Annotated in this window: 2 protein-coding genes; both read left to right on the top strand. The window is 61.0% G+C overall.

Features of this window, described 5'->3' with window-relative positions; translation table 11 throughout:
• On the top strand, window positions 1-1,141 hold a 1,141-nt coding region (locus SX243_26040), incomplete at its 5' end, for a hypothetical protein (GenBank protein MDY7096447.1).
• Window positions 1,138-1,566, top strand: a complete 429-nt coding sequence (locus SX243_26045) for a hypothetical protein (protein MDY7096448.1) — start codon at window positions 1,138-1,140, stop codon at window positions 1,564-1,566. The genes SX243_26040 and SX243_26045, both read left to right, overlap by 4 nt.
• Window positions 1,567-2,143: the final 577 nt, after the last annotated feature.

The raw sequence follows: 2,143 nt of genomic DNA on the forward strand, positions 1-2,143 counted from the left end.
GGCAACGCAATCACAGACCCACCAGCGCTTCCGGCTGTTTCCGGCGCACCTGGGCGAGTACGAACCCCCCAGCAGTACGTATGACGGGTCCTCCCGAAACTTCCTCCAACCTGATCCCCTAGGACCCATCGACTCCACCAACCTCTACCAGGCCTTCAACTTTGATCCGTTGAACTTCGTGGATCGCTTCGGGCTGCGGACCGCTCGCTTCGGAGACGTCTATAGCCACTGGGCGAAGGACCTCTCGCCTGGCGAGAGCGCAGAGATGTACCGGGGTCTTAGTGATCGCGCTGGGACCAACCTGGTCGGGGGGCTCCAGGCTGTCTCTGGTGTTGCGGAGATCGCCGCTGGTTCACTGGCGTTTGTGAGCTCACTCGGCACGTCATCCGCGCTAATTGCGCTCGGTGCCGACGAGCTTTCGACAGGTCTGATCACGATTTTCCTCGGCACACCCTCGGCCACCATGGTCGAGCGAAAGCTGATGCAAGCCGGCATGAGCCCGACGGCGGCTGCCTGGACGAACGCAGGCATACACCTGGTGACAGGCGTTGGCACTACGAGGCTTGCCCGCCTCGCTGATTTCAGTGACTTCGGAGTTGCTGCGCGGGAAGGGCTAGGCGAAGGTGCCGAGGAGGTCGCGCGTCAGTTTAGGTATGCCGCAGATTTCGAAGTGCCGGTTGCCCCAGGGAGGGGAGCGATCAACCCCGCTCTCGAGCAGCGCCTCGCGGCCTACAAGGCGTGGAAGGGTCGCGCGGGGATCGAGGGTACACCTACGACGGCGCAGTTTAGGCGGTTCATGAGGGCGCACCGGCCGGGAAGTACCGGCGCTACCCTCTATCAGCCGCGATCTGGTTTTGCACAGTGGAGCCGCGCGGTAGACAGTGTGCACGGGAACTCCTTGATGAGTCCGAGAACGGCCTTTCTCTATCGCCTTGAGGACCTGGAAGGGAATCTCCTGAAGTGGGGGATCACGCAGAATCCTCGAGCACGCTATCCCGCTGACTTCCTCCTTGACAAGCGTTTACGGCTCTTCGATCAAGGTCCTCGTCGTTCGATGCTGCAACGTGAGCGACTTCTTGTGGAGACCAATCCCGGTCCTCTGAACCTCGAACCTTGGGCTGGAGCCGGGGGTGGTTTGTGAGCCTGTACGTTGGGATCGTCACTGGTGGGCCCGACGCCGAGCACAGCCCCATGGAACATGCGGCTTCCAGGATCGGCCTGGCTATTCAGGCCAGACGGGGCACTTCCTCCATCGGTTCTGAGGCGTCACTCAACGTTGTGTTTCACCTGCCTGGAAACCTGAGCGCTGTTGACTTTAATGGGTTACGTTCGGGCACGTTCTCTCGAAAGAAGAAGCTGCTGATGATTCAGGTGGCGGTGCCGGAGGAGGAGCTCGAAGCGGAGGACCCAGAGCGCTTCATCTTCTGGGCAATGCGCGAGGCGGTGGCAATGGCGGCGCCGGCCTTCAAGAAAGCGAAGATTCCCTTCTCGGCCGATGATCACCTGGCGCTGGTAGACGCAGTTGAGGCGGAGTACACGGCGTCGAAGGCCGACGAGCCGGCTTGAGGTCAACCAAGGCTTCCGCCTGCTCAGTTCATGCGTAGTGTACTGCCCCAATGGGAGTTGCGGCAGTGGAAATGCGTAGGAGACGCAGTCCGAGTCGCGGTTGCTGTGGCTTCTGAGGTTGACGGCCGAGGAAGGTGGTGTCACTGAACTGAGTCGGTGGGTCGCTCGGGTGGTGCGAGGCAGGGCTCGGGCGGAGCCTGGCTGGCTTCAGTGCCAGGTTTTAGGACCTTAGGAAGTTGCCGCCAGCTTCTCCGGATTGGTGACGAGAAGCGCCCAGTGCTCTTCAGCGAGCCTGGCCTTGAAGAGCAGCTAGATACCCATGGCTAGGTTGATGATGGCGTACTCGAGGTCCCGAGGGGACGGGTTGCTGGCGAGATGCTCAACCGCGGAATCGATGAAGTCGAGCGCGTTCTTTAGGAGTTGGAGCTTGATCATCGATCAGCACCTCAGCTAGCTAGCCTCCTCGCGACGGATCCAGCGCTTGGACTGGTTTCTGAGGATCAGGCTCTCGATGATGACCTTGGCGACGGCCTTGTCCTCGGGATCAAAGGCGGAGACTGCCTCAAACTGAAGGCGC

The sequence above is a fragment of the Acidobacteriota bacterium genome (assembly GCA_034211275.1).
GTDB lineage: Bacteria > Acidobacteriota > Thermoanaerobaculia > Multivoradales > JAHZIX01 > JAGQSE01.